Origin of the sequence: Burkholderia latens (genome assembly GCF_001718795.1) — a bacterium.
Classification (GTDB): domain Bacteria; phylum Pseudomonadota; class Gammaproteobacteria; order Burkholderiales; family Burkholderiaceae; genus Burkholderia; species Burkholderia latens_A.
Genome location: NZ_CP013435.1, coordinates 1,096,830 through 1,113,564, shown reverse-complemented (window position 1 = coordinate 1,113,564; position 16,735 = coordinate 1,096,830). Strand labels below are relative to the sequence as shown.

Sequence of the window (16,735 nt, the reverse complement as noted above, 5' to 3'; positions counted from 1 at the left end):
GTGCGCCGCCGGATCCACCCGCGCTTGGTTGAAAATCGTCAGCCTACGCCGTGAAGAAGATCCACGACGTCAGCAGGAATACCGGCACCAGTATCACGAGCGCCCAGCCGAGATACGCGAAGAAGCTCGGCATCTTCACGCCGCGCGATTCCGCGATCGCCTTCACCATGAAGTTCGGCGCATTGCCGATGTAGCTGTTCGCGCCCATGAACACCGCCCCCGCGGAAATTGCGGCGAGCGTCGTCGCACCCGTCGTCATCAGCGCTTGTGCGTCGCCGCCCGCGAGGTTGAAGAACACGAGATAGGTCGGCGCGTTGTCGAGGAACGACGACAGCAGGCCGGTCGCCCAGAAGTACATCGCATCGATCGGCTTGCCGTCGGGCCCCGTCACGAGATGGACGACCTGCGCGAACGCACCGTCGGCGCCCGCTCGCAAAATCACGATCACCGGCGCAATCGTCACGAAGATGCCCGCGAACAGCTTCGCGACTTCCTCGATCGGCGCCCAGTTGAATGCGTTGCCGTCGCGCGCCGAACGCGGCGTCAGCGCGAGCGACACGAGTGCGACGACGACGAGCGCGACGTCGCGCACGAGGTTCTGCAGCGCGACGTGCGTGCCCCACACGTCGAACGCGACGTCCGGTTTCCAGATGCCGCTCATCAGCACGAGGCCGATCACGGCCGCGAGCAGCACGAAGTTGATCTTGCCGTCGATCGACAGCGCGGTGTCGTCGGGTGTCGGGTCGAGCGCGGCCGGCCGCTCATCGCCCTTCCGGTAGAAGTACGTATCGACCGCGAAGAACAGCGTCAGCAGCACCGCACAGATGAACAGCATCGGCAGCGCCAGGTGCGTGGTCGTCCAGAAGAAGCTCACGCCGTTCAGGAAGCCGAGGAACAGCGGCGGATCGCCAAGCGGCGACAGCGAGCCGCCCGCGTTTGCGACGAGGAAGATGAAGAAAATCACGACGTGCACGACGTGCTTGCGGTTGTCGTTCGCACGCAGCAGCGGCCGGATCAGCAGCATTGCGGCGCCGGTCGTCCCCATCACGCTCGCGAGCAGCGTGCCGAGCGCGAGAATCGCGGTGTTCAGCTTCGGCGTGCCGTGCAGGTTGCCGTTCACGCAGATGCCGCCGGCGACCGTATACAGCGCGGTCAGCAGCACGATGAACGGGATGTACTCTTCGAGCAGCGCGTGCACGAGCGTGCCGAACGCGGCGCCTGTGCCGAACGCGGCCGCGAACGGCACGAGGAATGCGATCGCCCACGCCGCGGCAATCTTGCCGAAGTGGTGATGCCAGAACACCGGCGCGACGAGCGGAAACACGGCGATCGATAGCAGGATCCCGGCGAACGGGATGCCCCAGAGTGCGGACAGCGTGGCACCGTCGAGCGTGGCGGCCGATGCGAGCGCGGGCGCGACGCCAAGCGCGGCTCCCGACGCCATGCCCGCCCAGGCGGCATGTCGTTTCATGCAGAACTTCCTTGTGCGAGTAAGAGGAAAGGCAGCGGGCGCGTCATGCGCCGCGCACGATGATCGCGTGAACGCGGTACGGGCCGTGGGCGCCGAGCACGATGGTCTGTTCGATGTCGCCCGTGCGCGACGGGCCCGATACGAAGTTGACCGCACGCGGCAGTTGCCCGCGCTCCGCGCGAATCAGCGCGAATGCGTCTTCATGGCCGGCCAGGATGCGCGACGCCGGCACGATCGCGATATGCGTCTCCGGCAACAGGCCGGCCGATGCATAGGTGTCGGGGCCGGACAGCAGCACCAGCGACCCCGTTTCGGCGGTCGCGCAGAAGCAGCCGGTCACGCCGACCAGATCGCCGTCGCGCGGCTTGCGGCATTCTACCGACAGGCCGGCGCCGGCCCAGTCGAGCTCGGCCAGCGTGCGCCACGCGACGGCCTGCATCGGCAGACCATGAGCGGCAAGATAACGGGCGGCGGCGGCAGGCACGTCGGCCAGCGTCGCGACTTCGTCGACCGTGGTCGACAGGCGCCCCGCTTCGTCGACGAACGCCGCGACGAGATCGGCGGGCACGGGCGGGCGCGGCCCTTCGGGATGACGGGCGAGATAGTCGGCGACGCCGTCGCGCTCCGCTGCATCGGGTTCGGCCGCGCGCCCTTGCGCGGCGCGAATGCGCGCGAGGATCTGGCGACGGGCAGCGGAAGTGTCCATGAACGGTCCTCGTGACGGTGGCGTGCGATACGTCGGATTATACCGGCCGCCCCCGCCGCCACACACCCTCAGCCGAACGGCCGGCGCTTACTTCGACGCGTCTTCCTCGGCCGGCTGCGCGATGCCGAACACCTGGCGCAGGTACGCGAGATACGCCTTGTCGTCGCACATGCTCTTGCCGGGCGAATCCGACAGCTTCGCAACCGGCTGTCCGTTGCAGCGGACCATCTTGATCACGATCTGCAGCGGCACGTAGCCGAGGTCGTTCGTCAGGTTGGTGCCGACGCCGAACGCGAGCTTGCAGCGGTTGCGGAACCGTTCGTACAACTGCATGACTTTCGGGATGTCCAGCGCGTCGGAGAACACGAGTACCTTGGTGCGCGGATCGCAGCGATTTGCCTCGTAGTGGCGCAGCATGCGCTCGCCCCACTCGAACGGGTCGCCCGAATCGTGGCGCGCGCCGTCGAACAGCTTGCAGAAGTACATGTCGAAGTCGTTCAGGAACGCATCCATCCCGTACACGTCGGACAGCGCGATTCCGAGGTCGCCGCGATACTCCTTCGCCCACATCTCGAAACCGTAGGTTTGCGAATCGCGCAGCCGCGGGCCGAGCGCCTGACACGCCTGCAGGTATTCGTGCGCCATCGTGCCGAGCGGCGTCAGGCCGTGCTTCATCGCATAGAACACGTTGCTCGTGCCCGCGAACTGCGGCCCGAGCCCGTCGCGCAGCGTGAGCGCGACCTCCTCGTGCCACACCTTCGAGAAGCGCCGGCGCGTGCCGTAGTCGGCGATCTTGCAATCGGCGAACTCGGGTTTCGCGCCGAGCAGCTTGATCTTCTCGCGCAGCCGTTCGCGGCCCTCGCGGTAGTCGGGCTCGCGCTGCGTGTTGCGGAAGTAGACCTCGTTGACGATCGCAAGCACCGGGATCTCGAAAAGGATCGTGTGCAGCCACGGCCCCTCGATCACGATGTCGATCTCGCCGTTGCCCTTCGGCGAAGGCGTGATCGAGATGTACTTCTCGTTCAGGTGGAACAGCGCGAGGAACTCGACGAAATCGCTCTTGATGAAGCGCATGCGCCGCAGGTAGTCGAGCTCGACGTCGGTGAAGCGCAACGAGCACAGTCCGCGCACCTCGTCGCGGATCTCGTCGATGTACGGCACGAGATCGACGCCGGGCGTGCGGCACCGGAAGCGGTACTCGACGTTTGCGGCAGGAAAGTGATGCAGGACGACCTGCATCATCGTGAACTTGTAGAGATCCGTGTCGAGCAGCGAAGTGATGATCATGATTGCGGCACCGCCAATATCGTGACACGGCCACGGCGCACCGCGCGCCGCCCGGTCTGCCGGCCATGTTACCCGAATGCGGGCCCGACCATCGTGAAACCGCCGGCCTGTCCGCTGCACACGACGCGCCGCCACCGCCCCATAAACTAATCACGAAACGATATAAGCCGGAAAGCCGACCACGCGATGCGGGTTTTGCGCTTCAGTTACAATGCCGCTTTTGGCGCAAACGCCACCCCATATATACCGCCAAGCAGGAGCGTTTTAATGACTCACGTTGTGACCGAAGGCTGCATCAAGTGCAAATACACGGATTGCGTGGATGTGTGCCCGGTGGATTGCTTCCGTGAAGGTCCCAACTTTCTCGCCATCGATCCGGACGAGTGCATCGACTGCGCCGTGTGCGTCGCCGAGTGCCCGACGAACGCGATCTATGCCGAAGAAGACGTTCCCGGCGACCAGCAGCAGTTCACTGCATTGAACGCTGAGCTGGCGAAGAACTGGCCGTCGATCACGAAGACCAAGCCGGCACCGGCCGACGCGGACGAGTGGAAGGACGTGCAGGACAAGCTGCACCTGCTCGAGCGCTGATCGCGCCCGCGGCGTCGTAAAATTTTTTGTACGTCGCCGCTCAAAGGTGTTGACAGGTTAGCCAACGCTCCATACAATCTCGTTTCTCTGCTGTTGTTGTTTGTTCCCCGATAGCTCAGTCGGTAGAGCGCCGGACTGTTAATCCGTAGGTCCCTGGTTCGAGCCCAGGTCGGGGAGCCAAAAACACAAAAGCCCGTTGCTGGTAAGCGGGATTTTTGTTGGTGACCAAACACACGCAGATGTACCGATTTATTCCCCGATAGCTCAGTCGGTAGAGCGCCGGACTGTTAATCCGTAGGTCCCTGGTTCGAGCCCAGGTCGGGGAGCCAGACAGCAAAAGGCCCGTCATTCGACGGGCCTTTTGTTTTTCCGGCACCTGTTGGCAACCGCCGCGCATGCTAGAGTTTCTGTCCTGCATTCGCCTCCGGTCCCGTCGATGAAGCACCGCCTTTTTTCCGCCGCACCCATCGCCCTTCTCCTCTCCGCCGTGGCCGCAGCGCCGCTCGCGCATGCGGAGGAAGTCGGCAGCGTCAACACCCATTTCCGCGTGACGGGCTCCGACCGCGTGGTCGTCGAAGCGTACGACGATCCGCTCGTGACGGGCGTCACCTGTTACGTGTCGCGTGCGCGCACCGGCGGAATCAAGGGCACGCTCGGCGTCGCCGAGGATCCGAGCGAAGCATCAATCGCATGCCGGCAGGTCGGCCCGCTCAGCTTCAAGGAACCGCTGAAGCAGCAGACCGACGTATTCAGCGAGCGCATGTCGTTCATCTTCAAGACGCTGCACGTCGTGCGCGTGGTCGACAAGAAGCGCAACACGCTCGTCTACCTGACCTACAGCGACCGCATCGTCAGCGGCAGCCCGAAGAACGCCGTGACCGCCGTGCCGATGCCGGCCGGCACGACAATTCCGGTCAAGTAAGCGCGACTCGCCGGGCACGCGAACGATACACTGTCGACTCGACCGCCCCCGCGCCCGACCATGTCCGCCGCCCGCCTTCCCGACGCCGCACGCTACTGGCGCACACCGCTGCTGCCGGATGCGGATCTGCTCACGGCCACCTATCGAAACCATTCGTTCGCGCCGCACTGGCACGACGCATACACGATCCCCGTGATCCTCGAGGGCGCGGAACGCTACACCTATCGCGGGACCGGCCATGTCGCCGAAACGGGCACCGTGCCCGTGATCAATCCCGGTGAAGTGCACACCGGCTCGCGTGCGACCGACGAAGGCTGGTGCTATCGCGTCAGTTACGTGCCGGTCGACTTCATCCGTGCGCTCGCGAGCGCGATCGCTGGTCGACCGCAAGATGCGCCATGGTTTCCGTCCGGCGTGATCCGCGACACCGATCTCGCGGCACGGCTCGCGCTTGCGCACCGGATGATGGAAGCAGGCAGCGAATGCATGCGGCCCGGCCGCGCACACGCGCAACCACCCGGCGACGTGGCCGCAACCACCGAGCTGCGCGTGTACGATCCGCTCGCCGCAGAAACGGCAATGCTCGACGCGCTGTCGACGCTGATCGCGCGCCATGCCGACGCGCGGCTGCGGCCGGCGCGGGTCGCGGCCGACGAGCCGCGCGTCGAGGCGATGCGCGAGCGGCTCGCAGCCGACCTCACGAGCCCGGTCACCCTCGACGACGTTGCGCAGGCCGCCGGCCTGTCGCCGTTTCATGCGGCGCGACTCTTCACCCGCACGACCGGCATGCCGCCGCATGCGTGGCGCAACCAGCTGCGGCTGCAGCGCGCGCTGGCGCCGCTGCGCGCCGGCGTACCGGTCGCCGACGTCGCCGCGGCCAGCGGCTTCGTCGACCAGAGTCACTTCACCCGGCATTTCAAACGGATGTTCGGCGTACCGCCCGGCCGCTGGCAGGCGCGCTGACGCGCGCGCTCCGTCACGGCCTTCGTCCATGCACGGCGCCGGCACGCGGCTTGCGGCGCGATACGCGGCGGGCGCAAGAACATACAAGCCGCCACGGCGACAGCCCGCTATCCTCCGTCACATGGAGAAGCGCCCCTTGAACCCTGTACCCGACTCTTCCCCCCCGCCGCGCCGGCCGCTCGACGAATGGCTCGACGGCGCCCGCGACACGATCCCGATGATGATCGGCGCCGCGCCGTTCGGCGTGATCTTCGGCACGCTCGTCGGTGGCGGCCCGCTTGCCGCCTGGCACGGCGCGCTGATGTCGCTCGCGGTGTTCGCCGGCTCCGCGCAGTTCATCGCGGTCGGGTTGATCGCCGGCAGCGCGAGCTTCGTCGTCGTGCTCGCGACGACGCTGATCGTGAACGTGCGCCACCTGCTGTACAGCGCGACCCTCGCGCCGTACGTCGCGCACCTGCCGCTGCGCTGGCGCGCGACGCTCGGCGCGCTACTGACCGACGAAGTGTTCGCGGTCGCCTACGCGCACTACCGGCACTTCCCGCCCGGTTCGATCGGCCCGCACTACTTTTTCGGCTCGGGCCTCGCGATGTACCTGAACTGGCAGGTCTGGACGCTCGCTGGCCTCGGTTTCGGCGCGGCATTCCCGGGCCTTCAGTCGCTCGGCCTCGATTTCGCGATGGCGGCAACCTTCATCGCGATCGTGGTCCCGCAACTGCGCACGCTCCGCTATCTGGCGGCCGCCGCGACAGCCGGCACGCTCGCGTATTTCTGGCAGGGATGGCCGTACAAGCTCGGGCTGCTCGGCGCGGTCGCGGCCGGCGTGCTGGTCGGCGTCGCGCTCACGCTGCTGCACGGACGTTCGCGCGCCGGCTCCCGCACGGAGACCGCATCGTGAGCTACGCGCTGCTGATCCTCGGAATGGCCGCGATCACCTACGCGATCCGGACGACCCTCTTCCTGTTCGGCGAGCGGCTCACGTTCCCGCCGCTCGTGCGAACCGCACTCGGCTTCGTGCCGGTCACCGTGCTGACCGCAATCATCGTGCCGATGACCGTCTCGCCGCACGGCGGGACGGCCGAACTGTCGTTGCGCAATCCCCAGCTCGTCGGCGCGCTCGCCGCGGTGCTCGTGTCCGCGACGACACGCCGGCCGCTTGTGACGATCGCGGTCGGGCTCGCGGTGTTCTTCTTCTGGCAAGGGATCGTGATGCCGCACTGGCTGGCGGCCTGAGCAGGGCTGCGCCGCTCCGCGCTCAAGTTTCCGTGCGGCGGGCCGATATCACGCATGAAGACCCGCCATCGGCCTCGGCGCGAACCGGTTCGTCGACGCTGCGCCCGCACCGGTGCGCGGTTCGGCGCGCCGGCCGCGCGGGCCGCCATCGAGACGATTCATGGGCCAGATCACGCTTTCCCTGAAGGACGACACGCTTGCGTCCCTGCGCAAGGACTACGACGCATTCGTGCGCGTATCGCTGAAACTCGACCCGCAGTTCGCGACGCCGTCGTTCGAGGATTTCCTGCGCGCCAAGCTGCTCGACAACATGGTGCCGCTGACCGAGCACGCCGTGCAGCGAATGCTCGAGGGCGGCCAGTACGCATGGGCGAAGCGCACCCTCGACAAGGAATTTCCCGACGTCGTCGCGATCCTGATGCGGCAGGCCGGCGAATTCGGCTTCGGCTTTGCGTCGCGTTCCGAATGGACGCCGGACGAACTCGCGAAGGCGTGCCGCGACTGGGCCAAGGCGATTGTCGCCGAAGCGCAGGGCGACCCGTCGCTCGTCGACCCGCTCGCCGCGCAAATCAAAAGCGCGGTGCAAGACATCCAGGCGCTCGAGGAAATGATGCAGACGCCCGCGTGGCGGCTCGCGGAATCGCTGCGCCAGCGCATCTACGAGGCAAAGCTCGCGTGCGAGATGAGCGTCGGCAGCGCCGCGCGCGACAAACTCGGCGAACTGCGCGGGCTGCTGCGGCTCGGGCTCGCGCACGGTTCATTCCAGAAACAGGAAGCGCAGCAGATCATGGAATATCTGCGGCTGCTGAAACCCGAGATCTTCGTCGACGAACCGTACGACGTGTTCGCGCGCCTCGCGGCATGGCTGCGCAGCGTGTTCGCACCGGTCACGCGGGCCGCGCCGGCACCGGGGACGGAGCAGCGCCGGCCATGACGGCCCGCCGCCGCGCATGAAGAACGGCCCGGTTCGCGTGCAGCGAACCGGGCCGTCGATCGATCGCCGTCACGACGCGCCGCCAGGCACGGGCGTTGCGCGGCGATCGCGCACCGCTTACTGCGTCGCGCCCGACGCGGACGCACCGCCCTGCACGCCGGTCGACGCACCGCCTTCGGCCGCCTCGTCGCCGACCTTCGACTTCGTCGAGCCGACATGGTGCTTGGCCGACTTCGCCGCATGCTTGGTGTGCTTCTTCGCCGAGTGGACGGACGACGCGGCCGTATCCTTCGCGCCATCCGCTGCCGTGCCGACCGCATCGGTCGCGGCGCCCGCCGTGCCCGACGTATTCGCGCCGGCGCCGCCTTGCATGCCTGCGCCTGCGCCAGCCGCGGGCGTCTGCGTCTGCATGCCTGCACCCGCGCTGCCCTGCGTTGCGGCGCCGGTCTGCGCAAATGCAGCCGAAGTGGCGAACGCCGTCAGCGCGGCACCGATCAGCATCGTACGAATCTTGGACATGACTATCCTCCTCAAGAAGTTGTGCGCGCGCAGCGCATCGATGCGCTCCGTCGCGTCCCCCGCCGCAACACGCAGCGGGTACGACGAAAGACCGGCCGCTCGCACGGTCGGTTCTCGAATCTCTCAGACTGTTACCCACCGTTTCATTTGCTGACGTATCAATCACACTCCTTAACAACCGCGGCGCGAGCGTGCGCGCGGCCGCGCTCGCGTGCCGGCCCGCAGTGCCGTATGATGCGGAGCGATTCCTTCCGCGCGTCGCGCGCCTCCCTCGTCATGCCCAATCTGGATTTCACGCTCACCGGCGAATACGTCGAGCTGCACAACCTTCTGAAAATCACTGGCCTCGCGGATAGCGGCGGCACCGCGAAGATGTTCGTCGCGTCCGGCGCGGTGAAAGTCGACGGCGTGGTCGAACTGCGTAAAACGTGCAAGATCCGCGCGGGCCAGGTCGTGCTGTTCGGCGATACGCGAATCGCGGTACACGACGCATAGCCGAAGCACGTAGCGTTCCCCTGCCCGCGACATGGCCATCGCCGCGCGCGTTCGACACCGTTCGAATAAAGCCGTAAGCTAGCCGTCTCTCAAAATAAATACAGACAGCGCGGGGCCGCACCCGCGCGAGCGCCCATTCCATGTCGCATTCCGGTCTTACGCGGACGGCCGCCGCGCCGCCGTCCCTGTCCACTCATGCCGCCGATACCGCGCGCCTCGCCGCACCGCTCGCGATCGCGCAGCTCTCGCAGATGGCGATGAGCGTCACCGACACGGTGCTGCTCGGCTCGCTCGGCCCCGATTCGCTCGCGGCCGGCGGCCTCGGCGCGAACTTCTTCTTCGTCATCGTGACCGTGCTGCAGGGCGTGCTGTCGTCGATCAGCGTGAGCGTCGCGCATGCGCGCGGCGCGCAGGCCGAACACCGCGTGCCGCACATCTACTGGACGGGCTTCGTGCTGTCGGTGCTGCTCGCGATTCCGGCCATCGTCGCGCTGTCGCTGTCCGAACCGATCCTGCTGATGTTCCACGAGCCGCCCACGCTTGCGCATCATGTCGGCGAGTACACCGGCATCCTGCGCTTCGCGGCGCTCGGCAGCCTGATCGGCGTCGGGCTGATGCGCGCGTTCCTGCCCGCCATCGGCGCCGCGCGGCGGCTGCTGTGGGTGTCGATCGGCGGCGTCGGGATCAACGCCGTGCTGAACTACGGGCTGATCCACGGTGCATTCGGCCTGCCGCGGCTCGGCTTCCTCGGCTCCGCGGTGGCGACGACCATCACGATCTGGCTCACTGCGCTCGCACTGATCTGGCTGCTGCACGGGCGCCAGCGGTTCCGCCATTTCGTGACCGCCGCACGTCCGAAGCTGCCGCTGATGGGCGAGCTGATCGGCATTGGCTGGCCGGTGGCAATCACGTATGGGGTCGAATCGACGCTCTTTCTCGCGACGGGCCTGACCGTCGGCGTGCTCGGCGCGACGTCGCTCGCCGCGCACCAGATCGCGCTGAACGTCGCATCGGTCGCGTTCATGGTGCCGCTCGCGATCGGCCAGGCCGCGAACGTGCGGGTCGGCTACTGGGTCGGCGCCGGCCAGCCGGTCGCCGCACGCCATGCGGGCTTCGTCGCGCTGGGCCTCGGGATCGCGTTCATGTCGCTGTCGGGCCTCGTGCTGATCGTCGCGCCGCATGCGATCGTCGGCCTGTACCTGCAACTCGATGACCCGGCCAATGCGGCGACCGTGTCGCTCGCCGCATCGCTGCTCGGCATCGCCGCAGTGTTCCAGATCGTCGACGGGATGCAGACGGTCGGCTCGGGCGCACTGCGCGGGCTGCGCGACACGCGCATCCCGATGCTCGCAGCGACCTTCGGCTACTGGGGCATCGGCTTCCCGACCGGTTACTGGCTGGCGTTCCATGCGGGCCTCGGCGCGCGCGGCCTGTGGTGGGGGCTCGCGGCCGGCCTCGCGAGTGTCGCCGTGCTGATGGCCTGTCGCTTCCACATGAAGACCGCGTCGCTCATCGCGTCCGCGCGCTGAGCGCGACACGACGGGAAATCCCCGCCGGCGCTATGCTTGTCGATTGAAGACCCACGACGCCGCGCGAGCGGCGCAACTGCCTCACGATACGCCAGACGCCGCGCGACGCGCGGCCTTTCCCATTTCCTGGAGGAGTGCATCATGAACGAAGCAGTTCGGATGGAACGCGACACGTTCGGCGAGATCGCCGTGCCGGCCGACCGGCTCTGGGGCGCGCAGACCGAGCGCTCGCTGCAGAATTTCCGGATCTCGACCGAGAAGCAGTCGCCCGAGCTGATCCATGCGCTCGCGATCGTGAAGCGCGCCGCGGCCGCCGTGAACCAGTCGCTGGGCGTGCTCGCCGACGACAAGGCGCGCGCGATCATCGACGCGGCCGACGAGATCATCGCCGGCAAGCATCCGCGCGAATTTCCGCTCGCGGTATGGCAGACAGGCTCCGGCACGCAGACCAACATGAACCTGAACGAGGTGATCGCGAACCGCGCAAGCGAGCTGCTCGGCGGCGAACGCGGCGAGGCGCGCAAGGTTCATCCGAACGACGACGTGAACCGCGGCCAGTCGTCGAACGATGTGTTCCCGACCGCGATGCACGTCGCAGCCGCATACGCGATCGTCAACCATCTGCTGCCCGCGCTGCGCACACTGCGCGCAACGCTCGACGCGAAATCGAAGGCCTTCGCCGACATCGTGAAGATCGGCCGCACGCACCTGCAGGACGCGACGCCGCTCACGCTCGGGCAGGAATTTTCCGGCTATGTCGCGCAGCTCGACCACGGCATCCGGCACGTCGAATCGGCGCTGCCGCACCTGTACGAGCTCGCGCTCGGCGGCACTGCGGTCGGCACCGGGCTGAACGCGCATCCGGAATTCGCAGTGCGCGTGGCCGACGAGATCGGCCGGCTGACGAAGCTGCCGTTCGTGACCGCGCCGAGCAAGTTCGAGGTGATGGCGGCCGCCGACGCGCTGGTGTTCGCGCACGGTGCGCTGAAGACGGTCGCAGCCGGCCTGATGAAGATCGCGAACGACGTCCGCTGGCTCGCGAGCGGGCCGCGCTGCGGGCTCGGAGAACTGTCGATTCCGGAGAACGAACCGGGCAGCTCGATCATGCCGGGCAAGGTGAACCCGACGCAGTCGGAGGCCGTGACGATGCTGTGCTGCCAGGTGTTCGGCAACGACGTCGCGGTGAACGTCGGCGGCGCGAGCGGCAACTTCGAGTTGAACGTATTCCGGCCGATGATCGCGCACAACGTGCTGCAGTCGGTGCGTCTCCTCGCCGACGGCGCGCAGAGCTTCAACGACCACTGCGCGGTGGGCATCGAGCCGAACCGCGCGCGCATCGACCTTCTGCTGAACGAATCGCTGATGCTCGTGACGGCGCTCAATCCGCACATCGGCTACGACAAGGCCGCGCAGATCGCGAAGAAAGCGCACAAGGAAGGCACGACGCTGAAGGCCGCCGCGCTCGCGCTCGGCTACCTGACCGAGGCGGAATTCGATGCATGGGTGCGACCGGAGCAGATGATCGGATCGCGGTAGACGGATACGATGCGATGGCGGCGCGGGCACGGCGCCCGCTGCCGTCAGACCGTGCCTTTCGCGACTTCCTCGGGTTTCATCTCGACGATCTTGTCGAGCGCGGCGCGCACGTCGGCCGCATACTTCGCGAGCACCTTTTGCTCATCGGTTTCGGGCACGAACGGCGGCACCGGCACCGGGTTGCCGTTTTCGTCCACCGCGACGAACACGACGAGGCAGTCGGTGGTCTGGCGCAGCACGCCGCCCTTCGGGTCGCCGGCGTGCACCGACACGTGGATGTGCATGCTGGTGCGGCCCGTCGCGACGACGCGCGCCTTCAGCTCGACCAGATTGCCGACGAGGATCGGGCGCTGGAACCGGATGTTGCCGACGCTGACCGTCACGCAATAGCGGCTCGACCAGACGGCCGCACACGCATACGCGACCTCGTCGATCCACTTCATCAACGCGCCGCCATGCACCTTCCCGCCGAAGTTGACCGACGACGGCTCGGCGAGAAAGCGGAATACGGTTTCGGTGCGGTCGAGGGCAGCCGGTACGGGGGACGGGTGGGACATCTTGTGAGCTCCAGGCAGCGTGCGTACTGCGATCGGCGCATTATACGTTGCACTGCGACAACACGTCGCGGCCCCACTGCGCGGCGCCCGCGCCGCCGGACGCGGACTCGCTGGGCCGCCATCAGCGGCGCACCGTGATGCCCTGGTCGATGGTGCCGTACATTTCGAGGCTACCGCCCCGCTCGCCCGCGGCGCCGCTGCCGCCCTGCGCACAGGCCGCGCAGACGAACGCGGCCGCCAACAGGCAAAAAATCGTCTTCATCGTCGTATCGTGCCCAGTCCGGCGGCCCGCTGCCGCCGCGTGCGACCATTCTACGCGGGCGCGCGCCGCTGCCACGGTTCGCATGCCACCGCCGCGCCGCATCCGACATTTCAGCCCAGCCCGAAACATCGAATGGCAACCGCGCCTACACTGCGATCATTGCACCGGACGAGACACGACGATGACCGATCAAGACGACCACCATTTTCCGGGCCTGAGCCGGATCGGCGCGCTGATCGCCGATCCGGGGCGCGCGGCGATGCTGTGGGTGCTGATGGACGGCAGCGCGCGGCCGGCTGGCGAACTCACGATGATCGCGGGGCTGTCGCCCTCCGCGGCGAGCGCGCATCTCGCACGCCTGACCGAAGGCGGGCTGCTCGCGCTCGAAGTCCGCGGCCGGCACCGCTACTACCGGCTTGCGTCGGCCGACATCGCGGCGTCGCTCGAGGCGCTCGCGAACGTGGCCCGAGCAGCCGCGCCGAACCGTCCCGTGCCGCCGCCGTCGCGCACGGTTCCGGCCGAGCTGCGCTATGCGCGCACCTGCTACGACCACATGGCCGGCGAGCTCGCGGTCCGCATCTTCGACGGACTCACGGCGCGCGGCTGGCTGCAAACAGGCGACGGCGACGCAATCGAGACCACCGAGCAGGGCACGCAAGCGCTCGCGCGCTGGGGCATCGACGTCGCGCAGCAGCGCACCCGCCGGCGCCGCTTCGCGTGCGGCTGCCTCGACTGGAGCGAGCGCCGCGCGCATCTCGGCGGTGCGCTCGGCGCGGCGCTGCTCGACAGCTTCTGCACGCACGGCTGGATCGAGCGTACCGCGCGGCCGCGCGTGCTGCGCGTCACCGTGCCCGGACAGCAGGTTTTCGACGACTGGCTTACGTCCGCTTGACGCACACATTGCGACCGCACGACAACGGCGCGCGATGGACAGGTTTTGTTACATCGCACGCTAGTCGATTTACAAAACACCGAGCACTGAAACAGGTCGAGCGGATATCGTGAACTGAACGGCGCGAATCGACGCGCCGCAATAACGACGAAGACGCTCACCATGGCTTCCCTGTTCATCCTCACGCGAACCGCCCGCTGCACGCTGCTCGCGTTCGCCGCGCTAACCGCCCTGCCCGCCGCATTCGCGCAATCGACGCAGGCGCCGGTGTATGCACCCGCCCGGCAAGCGGGCGGCGACCCGCCGAGCCGCGTCGCACGGCTGAACTACATGTCGGGCGCCGTGACGACGGAGCCGGCCGGCACCGATACCTGGTCGTACGCAGCAGTCAACCGGCCGCTGACGACAGGCGACCAGCTCTGGAACGATGCGGGCGCACGCTCGGAGCTGCACATCGGCTCGACCGCCGTCCGGCTCGGCGAATCGACGAGCCTGTCGGTGCTGAACCTCGACGACACGACGACGCAGCTGAAGGTCGGCCTCGGCACCGTGTCGACTCACGTGCGCGCGCTGCCGCCCGGTGGCTCGTACGAAATCGACACGCCGAATCTTGCGCTCGGCATCACGGCCCCTGGCGACTATCGCGTCGATGTCGCACCGGACGGTGCGAGTACGACGGTCACCGTGCGCAGCGGCAGCGCGACCGTCTACGGCAGTAACGGGCAGTATCCGCTGTCGCCTGGGCAACAGATCGTGTTCACCGGCACCGACCTTCAGGTCGCGCAGCAATCGAGCGCGCCGGCCCCCGACGCGCTCGACCAGTGGGCCGCGAGCCGCGATGCGGCCGAGCAGCGCTCGGTGTCGGCCCGCTACGTGTCGCGCGACATTCCCGGCTACCAGGATCTCGACGCGAACGGCACGTGGCGGGAAACGCCGAACTACGGCGCGGTCTGGGTGCCGAACGACACGCCCGCCGGCTGGGCGCCGTATCACGACGGCCACTGGATCTGGCAGGCGCCTTGGGGCTGGACCTGGGTCGACGATGCGCCGTGGGGCTTCGCGCCGTACCACTACGGCCGCTGGGCCTATGTCGACGACGGCTGGGCGTGGGTGCCCGGCCCGATGGTCGTCAGCCAGCCGCCCGTCTACGCGCCGGCGCTCGTCGCGTTCGTGGGCGGTGGCAGCGGTCCCGACTGGAGCGTCGCGCTGACGGTGGGCGGCGTCGCCGCGGCCGGCTGCGCATGGTTCGCACTCGGCCCGGGCGAAGCGTGGCATCCGGCCTGGGGCGGCTGGAGTCCGCATTACTACGATCGCGTGAATCGCAACATCGTGGTCAACAACGTCACGGTGAACAAGACGGTGAACGTGACGAACATCACCAACATCACCAACATCACGAACATCAACAAGACGTACGTGAACTTCCGCGCGCCGCACGCGATCACGGCGGTGCCCGCGTCCGCGTTCGTGCACGGGCAGCCGGTGGCCCGCTTCTCGCAGCACGTCGATCCGCAGCAATGGCGCAACGCGCACGTGATGCCGGGCACGCCCGGCATTGCGCCGGTCCGGCAGAGCTTCACCGGCGCGCTGCGCGCCGCCAGCTACCGTCCGCCGGCGGCGATCGGCCAGCATCCGTTCGTCGCGACGCGCAATCCTGCCGTGCCTGCAGCGTATCGCGACCAGGCGGCCGCCCATCTCGCGCGACAGGGCGAGCACGTGCCGGGGGCTGGCACGCCGGTCGCCAGGACCAGCGTGCCGGCCGACTATCGGCCTCGCCCGGTCCGCGTGCCAGGCACCCCCAACGCCGGGGCGTGGGCGATGCGCAACGTGCAACTCGTGAATCCTCACGGCCCCGTCGTGCAGCCGGCGCACGCGCGTCGCGAGAGCGAACCGGCGCAGGCGCAGGCGCAGGCCGCGCGGCCGGGCATGCAGACGACTGCCGTTCCGAATGGCGTGCGACCGGGTACGCCGATCCCGGCGGTCCCGAACGGCTCCCGGCCGACGACCGATGAAGCGCTCAATGCGCGTTCGTCTCGGGTTCCCGATGGCGCCCCGCCGCGGGAGCCGGGCAATTCGGCTCCGCATCCGGCATTCGACGCCGGCAATGGCGTCCCGCATCCGCCGGCGGCGACCATCGTGCCGAACGGGCGCGATACCGCGCACGCAGCCGCGACGCCCGCGCCAGTCTGGATGCAGCCGCACACACCGATGAACCGCCAGCGCCCGACGGCCCCGGCCGCGCTCCACGCAGCCGGGCAGAACGCGCTGCCTCCGGTGCGCGGCACAGCGCCGAACCCGCATCCTGAAAGGGCGCCTGGCGCGCAACCCGGCGTGCGGCAGGACACGCCGCGCGCGCTGCCGCAACCGCGGCTCGACACGACCGCGCAACTCGAGCAGTCGCGGCCCCGCCCCGATTTCACGGCCCCGGCCCAACCTGCGCAACCGCGGCCGGAACGGGCGGCGCCGGCGCCGCAACCGCGCCCCGAATTTGCGCAGCCTGCGCCTCATCGTGAAATGGCGCCGCCGCGAGCGAACGAGTATCGGCCGCCCTCGCCCGCCACACGCGAAATGCCGCGGCCGCAGCCACAGGCTCCGCGGGCGGAGCCACGGCCGCCGATGATGCCAGCGCCACGCATGGAACCGCGCCCGCAACCGGCCCCACGCATGGAGCCTCGCCCGGCGATGCCCGCGCCGCACATGGAATCGCGCCCGCAACCGGCGCCGCACGTTGAGGCACCGCATCCCGGCAATCCGCCGCCCGGCGGCCACGACGAGCGACGCCATCAGTAAGCGTCGCCCAGTGAAACGCAAAGGCCCGACCGGTTAGTCGGGCCTGCTTCA

At 68.2% G+C, this 16,735-nt stretch carries 17 protein-coding genes and 2 tRNA genes; 13 read left to right on the top strand and 6 right to left on the bottom strand.

Features of this window, described 5'->3' with window-relative positions; translation table 11 throughout:
- Positions 1 to 43 precede the first annotated feature (43 nt).
- From WK25_RS05240 to pncB, 3 genes are all read right to left on the bottom strand, one after another.
- Positions 44 to 1,471, bottom strand: a complete 1,428-nt coding sequence (locus tag WK25_RS05240) for a sodium:proton antiporter (protein WP_069241128.1) — start codon at positions 1,469 to 1,471, stop codon at positions 44 to 46.
- Positions 1,472 to 1,514: 43 nt separating this feature from the next.
- Positions 1,515 to 2,177 carry a LutC/YkgG family protein gene (locus WK25_RS05235; RefSeq protein WP_069241127.1) on the bottom strand — a complete coding sequence of 221 codons (663 nt, stop codon included), beginning with the start codon at positions 2,175 to 2,177 and terminating at the stop codon, positions 1,515 to 1,517.
- 87 nt (positions 2,178 to 2,264) lie between these two features.
- On the bottom strand, positions 2,265 to 3,464 hold the full coding sequence (gene pncB / locus WK25_RS05230; protein ID WP_040143739.1) for a nicotinate phosphoribosyltransferase: 1,200 nt from the start codon (positions 3,462 to 3,464) through the stop codon (positions 2,265 to 2,267).
- A 267-nt stretch (positions 3,465 to 3,731) separates the two neighbouring features.
- Between pncB and fdxA the strand changes: the two genes are divergently transcribed.
- The 8 genes from fdxA (at position 3,732) to WK25_RS05190 (ending at position 8,104) form a co-directional block, all read left to right on the top strand.
- Positions 3,732 to 4,055 carry a ferredoxin FdxA gene (fdxA, locus tag WK25_RS05225; RefSeq protein ID WP_009688972.1) on the top strand — a complete coding sequence of 108 codons (324 nt, stop codon included), beginning with the start codon at positions 3,732 to 3,734 and terminating at the stop codon, positions 4,053 to 4,055.
- Between the two features lie 104 nt (positions 4,056 to 4,159).
- Positions 4,160 to 4,235, top strand: a tRNA-Asn gene (locus WK25_RS05220).
- A 73-nt stretch (positions 4,236 to 4,308) separates the two neighbouring features.
- Positions 4,309 to 4,384 (top strand) — tRNA-Asn (locus WK25_RS05215).
- A gap of 107 nt (positions 4,385 to 4,491) precedes the next feature.
- Positions 4,492 to 4,977: a CreA family protein gene (locus WK25_RS05210; RefSeq protein ID WP_059543797.1), complete on the top strand. Its 486-nt coding sequence runs from the start codon at positions 4,492 to 4,494 to the stop codon at positions 4,975 to 4,977.
- A 60-nt stretch (positions 4,978 to 5,037) separates the two neighbouring features.
- Positions 5,038 to 5,940 carry an AraC family transcriptional regulator gene (locus tag WK25_RS05205; RefSeq protein WP_069241126.1) on the top strand — a complete coding sequence of 301 codons (903 nt, stop codon included), beginning with the start codon at positions 5,038 to 5,040 and terminating at the stop codon, positions 5,938 to 5,940.
- A 121-nt stretch (positions 5,941 to 6,061) separates the two neighbouring features.
- Entirely contained in the window at positions 6,062 to 6,835 is a 774-nt protein-coding gene (locus WK25_RS05200) for an AzlC family ABC transporter permease (protein WP_040143736.1), read from the top strand.
- Positions 6,832 to 7,170: an AzlD domain-containing protein gene (locus tag WK25_RS05195; RefSeq protein ID WP_040143735.1), complete on the top strand. Its 339-nt coding sequence runs from the start codon at positions 6,832 to 6,834 to the stop codon at positions 7,168 to 7,170. The genes WK25_RS05200 and WK25_RS05195 overlap by 4 nt, the downstream gene beginning before the upstream one ends.
- 160 nt (positions 7,171 to 7,330) lie before the next feature.
- Entirely contained in the window at positions 7,331 to 8,104 is a 774-nt protein-coding gene (locus WK25_RS05190) for a DUF4088 family protein (RefSeq protein ID WP_040143734.1), read from the top strand.
- A 117-nt stretch (positions 8,105 to 8,221) separates the two neighbouring features.
- Here WK25_RS05190 and WK25_RS05185 read toward each other — a convergent pair whose 3' ends face one another.
- Positions 8,222 to 8,623, bottom strand: coding sequence for a hypothetical protein (locus WK25_RS05185; protein ID WP_040143733.1), 402 nt, complete (start codon positions 8,621 to 8,623; stop codon positions 8,222 to 8,224).
- Between the two features lie 276 nt (positions 8,624 to 8,899).
- Between WK25_RS05185 and WK25_RS05180 the strand changes: the two genes are divergently transcribed.
- From WK25_RS05180 to fumC, 3 genes are all read left to right on the top strand, one after another.
- Positions 8,900 to 9,118, top strand: coding sequence for an RNA-binding S4 domain-containing protein (locus tag WK25_RS05180; protein WP_006753074.1), 219 nt, complete (start codon positions 8,900 to 8,902; stop codon positions 9,116 to 9,118).
- A 140-nt stretch (positions 9,119 to 9,258) separates the two neighbouring features.
- The gene (gene norM, locus WK25_RS05175) at positions 9,259 to 10,647 is read left to right on the top strand and encodes a multidrug efflux MATE transporter NorM (protein ID WP_040143732.1); all 1,389 of its coding nucleotides are present in this window, start codon (positions 9,259 to 9,261) and stop codon (positions 10,645 to 10,647) included.
- A 141-nt stretch (positions 10,648 to 10,788) separates the two neighbouring features.
- Entirely contained in the window at positions 10,789 to 12,183 is a 1,395-nt protein-coding gene (gene fumC, locus WK25_RS05170) for a class II fumarate hydratase (protein WP_040143731.1), read from the top strand.
- Positions 12,184 to 12,227: 44 nt separating this feature from the next.
- Here fumC and WK25_RS05165 read toward each other — a convergent pair whose 3' ends face one another.
- On the bottom strand, positions 12,228 to 12,740 hold the full coding sequence (locus WK25_RS05165; protein WP_040143730.1) for an acyl-CoA thioesterase: 513 nt from the start codon (positions 12,738 to 12,740) through the stop codon (positions 12,228 to 12,230).
- Positions 12,741 to 12,861: 121 nt separating this feature from the next.
- Complete coding sequence (locus WK25_RS31620) at positions 12,862 to 13,002, bottom strand: hypothetical protein (protein ID WP_167432636.1); 141 nt, start codon at positions 13,000 to 13,002, stop codon at positions 12,862 to 12,864.
- A gap of 181 nt (positions 13,003 to 13,183) precedes the next feature.
- On the opposite strand from WK25_RS31620, the gene WK25_RS05155 reads away from it, so the two are divergent.
- Positions 13,184 to 13,894: an ArsR/SmtB family transcription factor gene (locus tag WK25_RS05155; RefSeq protein ID WP_040143728.1), complete on the top strand. Its 711-nt coding sequence runs from the start codon at positions 13,184 to 13,186 to the stop codon at positions 13,892 to 13,894.
- A 162-nt stretch (positions 13,895 to 14,056) separates the two neighbouring features.
- Complete coding sequence (locus WK25_RS05150) at positions 14,057 to 16,684, top strand: DUF6600 domain-containing protein (protein WP_069241125.1); 2,628 nt, start codon at positions 14,057 to 14,059, stop codon at positions 16,682 to 16,684.
- Positions 16,685 to 16,735 lie beyond the last annotated feature (51 nt).

Excerpts from the sequence above, each read along its gene's own strand:
- WK25_RS05240 (WP_069241128.1), bottom strand. The coding sequence starts at position 1,471 with ATGAAACGACATGCCGCCTGGGCGGGCATGGCGTCGGGAGCCGCGCTT.
- WK25_RS05235 (WP_069241127.1), bottom strand. The coding sequence starts at position 2,177 with ATGGACACTTCCGCTGCCCGTCGCCAGATCCTCGCGCGCATTCGCGCC.
- pncB (WP_040143739.1), bottom strand. The coding sequence starts at position 3,464 with ATGATCATCACTTCGCTGCTCGACACGGATCTCTACAAGTTCACGATG.
- fdxA (WP_009688972.1), top strand. The coding sequence starts at position 3,732 with ATGACTCACGTTGTGACCGAAGGCTGCATCAAGTGCAAATACACGGAT.
- WK25_RS05210 (WP_059543797.1), top strand. The coding sequence starts at position 4,492 with ATGAAGCACCGCCTTTTTTCCGCCGCACCCATCGCCCTTCTCCTCTCC.
- WK25_RS05205 (WP_069241126.1), top strand. The coding sequence starts at position 5,038 with ATGTCCGCCGCCCGCCTTCCCGACGCCGCACGCTACTGGCGCACACCG.
- WK25_RS05200 (WP_040143736.1), top strand. The coding sequence starts at position 6,062 with ATGGAGAAGCGCCCCTTGAACCCTGTACCCGACTCTTCCCCCCCGCCG.
- WK25_RS05190 (WP_040143734.1), top strand. The coding sequence starts at position 7,331 with ATGGGCCAGATCACGCTTTCCCTGAAGGACGACACGCTTGCGTCCCTG.
- WK25_RS05185 (WP_040143733.1), bottom strand. The coding sequence starts at position 8,623 with ATGTCCAAGATTCGTACGATGCTGATCGGTGCCGCGCTGACGGCGTTC.
- WK25_RS05180 (WP_006753074.1), top strand. The coding sequence starts at position 8,900 with ATGCCCAATCTGGATTTCACGCTCACCGGCGAATACGTCGAGCTGCAC.
- norM (WP_040143732.1), top strand. The coding sequence starts at position 9,259 with ATGTCGCATTCCGGTCTTACGCGGACGGCCGCCGCGCCGCCGTCCCTG.
- fumC (WP_040143731.1), top strand. The coding sequence starts at position 10,789 with ATGAACGAAGCAGTTCGGATGGAACGCGACACGTTCGGCGAGATCGCC.
- WK25_RS05165 (WP_040143730.1), bottom strand. The coding sequence starts at position 12,740 with ATGTCCCACCCGTCCCCCGTACCGGCTGCCCTCGACCGCACCGAAACC.
- WK25_RS31620 (WP_167432636.1), bottom strand. The coding sequence starts at position 13,002 with ATGAAGACGATTTTTTGCCTGTTGGCGGCCGCGTTCGTCTGCGCGGCC.
- WK25_RS05155 (WP_040143728.1), top strand. The coding sequence starts at position 13,184 with ATGACCGATCAAGACGACCACCATTTTCCGGGCCTGAGCCGGATCGGC.
- WK25_RS05150 (WP_069241125.1), top strand. The coding sequence starts at position 14,057 with ATGGCTTCCCTGTTCATCCTCACGCGAACCGCCCGCTGCACGCTGCTC.